At 65.7% G+C, this 5,788-nt stretch carries 5 protein-coding genes; 3 read left to right on the forward strand and 2 right to left on the reverse strand.

What is annotated here, in order from left to right; genetic code table 11:
• Positions 1 to 65: 65 nt before the first annotated feature.
• From E1264_RS39200 to E1264_RS39210, 3 genes are all read left to right on the forward strand, one after another.
• Entirely contained in the window at positions 66 to 863 is a 798-nt protein-coding gene (locus E1264_RS39200; RefSeq protein WP_132182079.1) for a thymidylate synthase, read from the forward strand.
• Complete coding sequence (locus tag E1264_RS39205; RefSeq protein ID WP_132182081.1) at positions 860 to 1,339, forward strand: dihydrofolate reductase; 480 nt, start codon at positions 860 to 862, stop codon at positions 1,337 to 1,339. The genes E1264_RS39200 and E1264_RS39205 overlap by 4 nt, the downstream gene beginning before the upstream one ends.
• Before the next feature lie 354 nt (positions 1,340 to 1,693).
• Positions 1,694 to 1,882 carry an SAM-dependent methyltransferase gene (locus tag E1264_RS39210; RefSeq protein WP_132182083.1) on the forward strand — a complete coding sequence of 63 codons (189 nt, stop codon included), beginning with the start codon at positions 1,694 to 1,696 and terminating at the stop codon, positions 1,880 to 1,882.
• A 182-nt stretch (positions 1,883 to 2,064) separates the two neighbouring features.
• Here the strand turns inward: E1264_RS39210 and E1264_RS39215 are convergent, their stop codons facing one another.
• Positions 2,065 to 3,741 carry a thiamine pyrophosphate-binding protein gene (locus tag E1264_RS39215; RefSeq protein WP_165964614.1) on the reverse strand — a complete coding sequence of 559 codons (1,677 nt, stop codon included), beginning with the start codon at positions 3,739 to 3,741 and terminating at the stop codon, positions 2,065 to 2,067.
• Positions 3,742 to 3,851: 110 nt separating this feature from the next.
• Positions 3,852 to 4,214, reverse strand: coding sequence for a cupin domain-containing protein (locus E1264_RS39220; RefSeq protein WP_132182087.1), 363 nt, complete (start codon positions 4,212 to 4,214; stop codon positions 3,852 to 3,854).
• Between the last annotated feature and the right edge of the window lie 1,574 nt (positions 4,215 to 5,788).

Raw genomic sequence — 5,788 nt, forward strand, 5'->3', positions numbered from 1 at the left:
GGTGTGGGAAGGTCAGCGCAAGCCCGGGGGCGGGCGGGCAGGAACCGCGCTTCTAGACTTGCCGCATGCCCGATACGCAGTACGAAGACCTGCTGCGCCACGTGCTCGACACGGGCGCCCGCAAGCAGGACCGCACCGGCACGGGTACGCGGTCGATCTTCGGTCATCAGCTGCGCTACCGGCTGTCCGACGGCTTCCCGCTGATCACGACGAAGAAGGTCCATTTCCGCTCGATCGCCTACGAACTGCTGTGGTTCCTGCGCGGCGATGCGAACGTGGCGTGGCTGCGAGAGAACGGCGTCACGATCTGGGACGAGTGGGCGGGAACCGACGGTGATCTCGGCCCGGTCTATGGCGTGCAGTGGCGGTCATGGCCGACCCCGGACGGCGGGCACATCGACCAGATCAGCGAAGTGCTGCGCACGCTGCGCGAGGACCCCGACTCCCGGCGGATCATCGTGTCCGCGTGGAACGTCGCCGACATCCCGCGGATGGCGCTGCCGCCCTGCCACGCGTTCTTCCAGTTCTACGTCGCCGGCGGCGAGCTGTCCTGCCAGCTGTACCAGCGCAGCGCGGACCTGTTCCTCGGCGTGCCGTTCAACATCGCCGGCTACGCGCTGCTGACGCACATGATCTCCGAGCAGGTGGGCCTCGACGTCGGTGACTTCGTCTGGACCGGAGGCGACTGCCACATCTATGACAACCACCAGGACCAAGTCCGCATGCAGCTCGCACGCCAGGCCCGGCCTTTCCCGACCCTGACCCTCAAGCCGGCCGACAGCCTGTTCGACTACACCTACGATCACTTCACCCTCAACGGCTACGACCCCCACCCCGCCATCAAGGCACCGGTGGCGGTGTGATCGGGCTCATCTGGGCGCAATCGGCCAACGGCGTGATCGGCCGCGACGGCACACTGCCCTGGCACCTGCCCGAGGACCTGAAGCACTTCCGCTCCCTGACGACGGGGGCGACCGTACTCATGGGCCGCCGCACCTGGGAATCGCTGCCTCCGCGCTTCCGGCCACTGCCCAACAGACGCAACCTCGTGTTGTCACGCACCCCGCAGGAGGGCGTAGAGACCTTCCACGCCCTGCCACAGGCGTTCGCCGCGGCGGCCGGGGACGTATGGGTGATCGGCGGCGCGTCCGTGTACCGGGCGGCCCTGCCGTTCGCGGACCAGATCGTGGTCACCGAGATCCGCGAGTCCTTCACCGGAGACACCTACGCGCCGGACCCGGGACGCCCGCCACACTCCGTTGGGCCGTGGCAAGAATCGTCGACCGGGCTGCACTACCGATTCCTGACCTGGGACCGAAGTCAGCGACAGGCGCCCTGATGTGGCGGGCCTCCTGCGCAAGCCGCGGATAGCGCGGTCGATCCTCCTCACGGGTCCGTCCGGGAGTTCGTCCCCAAGGTCCACAGCCGATGTGACCCGTCCTGCAACTTCTGGTTATCGGTGCGGGTCGGCTGTTATCTGACGGGGAGGCCGGTGAGGGTGCGGCCGATGACCAGGCGCTGGATCTCCGAGGTGCCCTCGAAGGTGGTGAAGATCTTGGAAGGCAAGGCCATGACCTGTGTTTCTCTAGGTCACGGCCGAAACGGTCCCGTTCTCGGCGCACTCAATCCCCGTGCCCAAACGCCCGATACCGCATGATCGTCTCCCAGGCGTCTCCCAGCCACTCCCCCGGCGGTGACCTTCCGCGCCTTCTTCAACAGCCTCGAACTCCTCAAGCCCGGAGTCGTCCCCCTAACGCACTGGCGTCCCGACCCCACACCCCTGCCTCCCGACACCGTTGACGCCTACGGCGGCATCGCCCGCAAACTCTCCGACCAGAACCAGGCCGACGCATTCGCCCTGTCAGGACGGCGATCGCCTTGACGATGTGGCCTGCGTTGCTCGGCCTGCAGCGCTGCCTCCGCGGCGTTGGACCGCCGCCACGTGAACGGCTGAGCGCGGGCCCCGATGAGCGTCAATGAGCGCTGCTGACTTGCGGCATCTCGAGAGTGTGCAGTTCGAGAATTGATCTGCATCACCTTGACATGGTCAAGTATGAGCTGGATTCATTTCTCCGTGCCTCGAAGAACTTCGGCACGTCCGCGCAGGGACCACGCGATCTCGTCGCGATCGACGCGCGCGTCGATGAGCCAAGGGGAACCCTGCTGGAGGGCTGTGGCCAGAGCTTGGTCGAACTCCGGAAGTGTGGATACCATGGCCGCTCTCGCTCCTAGGCCGCGCGCCACCGCCGCGGCGTCCAAAGGCCGGGAGTACGACGAACCCGGCGCTTTGCGGAAGAGAAGTTCCTGGAGATTGGTGACCATCGCGTTGCCGCCGTTGTTCAGCACGATCCAGATCACGTCCAGGTCCCGCTCCACAGCGGTGTGAATCTCCATTCCGCCCATCGCGAATGCGGCGTCTCCAACGAGCGCGATCACCAGCCGCTCCGGTCGTGCCAGTTTCGCACCGACGGAGGCTGGGATGGCGTAGCCCATGCACCCCACGTTGACGGAGCAGAAGATCTGGCCAGGTGGCCGGGAAAGGTAATGCTCCCCGATCCAGCAGAGGGCGTTGCCGTTGTCGACGAAGATCAGCGCCTCGGGGGGCAGCGCATCGTTCAGCTGTGCGGTGACGGCCGAAGCCCGCAGGAGCCGGTGCCCTTTCTGAAGGTCATCAGGTCGGGCCGGCGCCGAACGGGCCGGGTCTCCGGGACGTGGAGTGTCCAGCGGGCGGACGATACCGAGCATGTCCTTGAGCGCGGACCGCACGTCGGCGACGACTGCGTGGTCGACAGGGAAGTTCCTGCCCAATTGCAAGGGGTCGGAGTCGATCTGGCACACCGTACGTCCGGCCGTGAGCCCGTCGTTCCAGCCGAAGGTCGAGACCTCCCCCAGGCTGCTGCCGAGAACCAGCAGGAGGTCGACGTCCTCGAACAGGATCGCGTTGTGGGTCTCGGGGCTCCCGCCGTAGTTGCCGAAAACGCCCAGGGACAGCGGGTGATCTTCAGGAAAGACACTTTTGCCCTTCACTGTCGTCGCGACCGGAATGCCACGACGTTCGGCGAGTGCGACCATCTCGGGGCCCGCACCGGCGACCTTCGCCCCCTGCCCCGCGAAGATCACCGGATGGCGGGCGGTGACGACGGCCTCCGACAGTGCCTCGATCTGGGCCCGATCAGCGCGCCTCGGCGGCGGTGCCGGCAGAACCCGCTGCTTCCCTCGCGGCGGGGCGGGAGCGCCCAGCACGTCGCTCGGTAGTCCGAGGTAGACAGCTCCGGGCAGATCGGATGTCGCTGTTCGGATGGCCCGGAGGGCAAGGTGAGGCAACTGCCCCGGTGTGGTGATGAGCGCTGAAAGCTTGACGGCCGAACGGAACATGGCGACCGAATCAATGCTCCAGTTCCCGCCGCTGCCATCTTGGAGTCCGCCGCGTCCGAACGTGCCCGTCGCGACCTGGCCCCCGAGCACGAGCACCGGGGCCCAATCGCTTGTGGCACTGGCCGCGGCCGTGACCGCGTGTGAGGTGCCGGGACCAGCGGTCACGCACGCGACACCGAGTTCGCCGGTCGCCTGCGCATGCCCCTCGGCCATGAACACCGCCCCCTCCTCATGCTTGGTCAGCACGAAGTCGATGCCCGGCCGCTCGGCCATGACGTCCAGCAGCGACAGCAAGGGCCCGCCCGGGACACCGAAGATCCGGGATACACCCGCTTCGGCGAGCAGATCGAGAAGCAGATGCGCCACCGTTCGACTATTCGTCATCTCCCCACCTCACAGGTGCCGGGGGCCTCTGGCCGGACGCATGGCGGCTCATGTGGCCACGGAAACTCGTCGTGGCGCGGACGTCATTTCGGTCATGCCGGAGCCCCCCGCGCCTCCTGCGGCGGCGGCACCGGAACCGATAGCGGTGAGTTCAGTGGAAGGAAATAGACGACGTGCACGATCAGCGGCGTCGCTTCCCGGTTGTCGCCGATGTGGACGTTGTCCGGCCCACCCGGTTCGACCACGCACATGCCGGAGGTGATGGCCTGGCCAGACAAATCCGCGAACGTATGGGTGAGGGTGCCGCAGGAGACGACGACCAGCAGCGGGCCCGGATGGTAATGCCAGCCGGTCGACCCGCCGGCAGGCACGGTCACTTTCCGCATGATGACGGTCGAGGCGTCCCGTCCGAGGTGCGGCAACGCTTCCGCGACGGTTCCCGCGGCAAGGATCACTCCCCTGGGCGAAGGACTTCCTTGCCGATTACGGCATGCTTCTTTTGGTGACTGCATATCCACGATCACCCGAACTATTGGTTCAGTACTTCATTAGAGGGATCATTGGCCGCGCGATACCCAGGACGTTGACGACCAAACTTAGGAAAATTTTCGGCCACCCGCGAGATGCGCAGAGATACGCTAGTGCCCAAAGTGGCCACAGTGGCACTTAAATGCCCGAACAAGGAGGTGGCGAGCCGCTTGGCGGAACGTGCTTTGTGATCAAGGACGTCCCAAAGTCGTCGGCGAGCGTCACGTATACAAGTGGCCGACCGAAACCGTGTCAGTTCCCGTTCATAACGTCTAGGATGATCGCGTTGTGTTGCGGTCCGGAAGTCGGAGACGCATGGAGCATGGTGAAGTGCGGGCTTTGGTTGGGTCCTGAGTTGGTGAGGAGTATCGAGAAGCTGTCGTATCCAACGAGTGGACAGCCGTCGAGGCTCTGGGTCTGGAAGCATGCGCTGTATAGCAGCGACCCGTGCAGGTCTCGGCGCTGGCGCTGAGACCTGCACGGGAGCCAGGCGATAACAACGGTGCTGCTGGATGTGCTGATCGGATCGCCTTCGGACCGTCCTTTCGAGGTCCACGACCGGGCCGTCACCTGCCCTGGCCACTCGGCCTCTGTAGCCGTGAACTCCTGCAGTCCGCGCGGCATCGTGAACCACATCCGAAGGCTGGATGGCGGTAACTCTGTCCGCCCCGGCTTCGTAAACGCTGTTGGCCGGTCGAGTTTTCCTCAACCCCGTAGAAGTCCCAGGGGGTTCAGGAGAACCGAAGCTTTCTCGAACTGAACCGAAGGGTCTTCAAGGTCTATGGGTGGAATTGACCCTTGGGTTCGTCTGGACTGGCGGGTCTTGTTCCGCGGCGGCGGATGCAAGAGGACGCGATCTCCGCACCGGCCTTGTTCGTCGAGATGATCAACGGTCTTTCCGGTCGGGGACTTGTCTTCGGCGTGAGCCTGGCCGAACTGGTGACGACCGCGGATGTTCTGCCGACATTCGGTGTTCGAAGGCCTCGCTGTATCCGTGCCGGTCACGCGAATCCGGAACGAACGTTGATTTGCCAGGTTGACGAGAGTCCACATATTTGCGATGTTGGATTGACTCGGAGTATCCGACGGATTGGCCGAAATTGGGTATGAATGGCGTGCCCCGAGGGGGCTCTAATGATCTACTGCGCGCTCTGCTTGCCGAAGCGGAATGGACGGGCCAGGATCTGGCCCGGGCGGTCAATGTCGTTGGAGCCGAGGCCGGGCTCGCGTTGAGATATGGCCGCGCGTCGGTCGCCCAGTGGACGTCGGGCACGCGTCCCCGCGACCCGGGTCCTGCCCTGGTCGCCGAGGCGCTCTCCCGGCGCCTGGGCAGATCGGTGACCGCTGCCGAGTCCGGGTTCGCGGGCGAGCCAGATTTGTGGTGGAGCAGGAGCCTGCCCGCCCAGTTGGCGGAGCTGGCCGCGGCCGCAGGCGCGGACCGGCGGGCCGCGCGGCGTGTGTGCGTCTACCGGCTGGCCGCATGCGAGGCTCCGGCTTGGCG

The organism is Actinomadura sp. KC216 (assembly GCF_004348535.1).
Lineage (GTDB): Bacteria > Actinomycetota > Actinomycetes > Streptosporangiales > Streptosporangiaceae > Spirillospora.

Excerpts from the sequence above, each read along its gene's own strand:
- E1264_RS39200 (WP_132182079.1), top strand. The coding sequence starts at position 66 with ATGCCCGATACGCAGTACGAAGACCTGCTGCGCCACGTGCTCGACACG.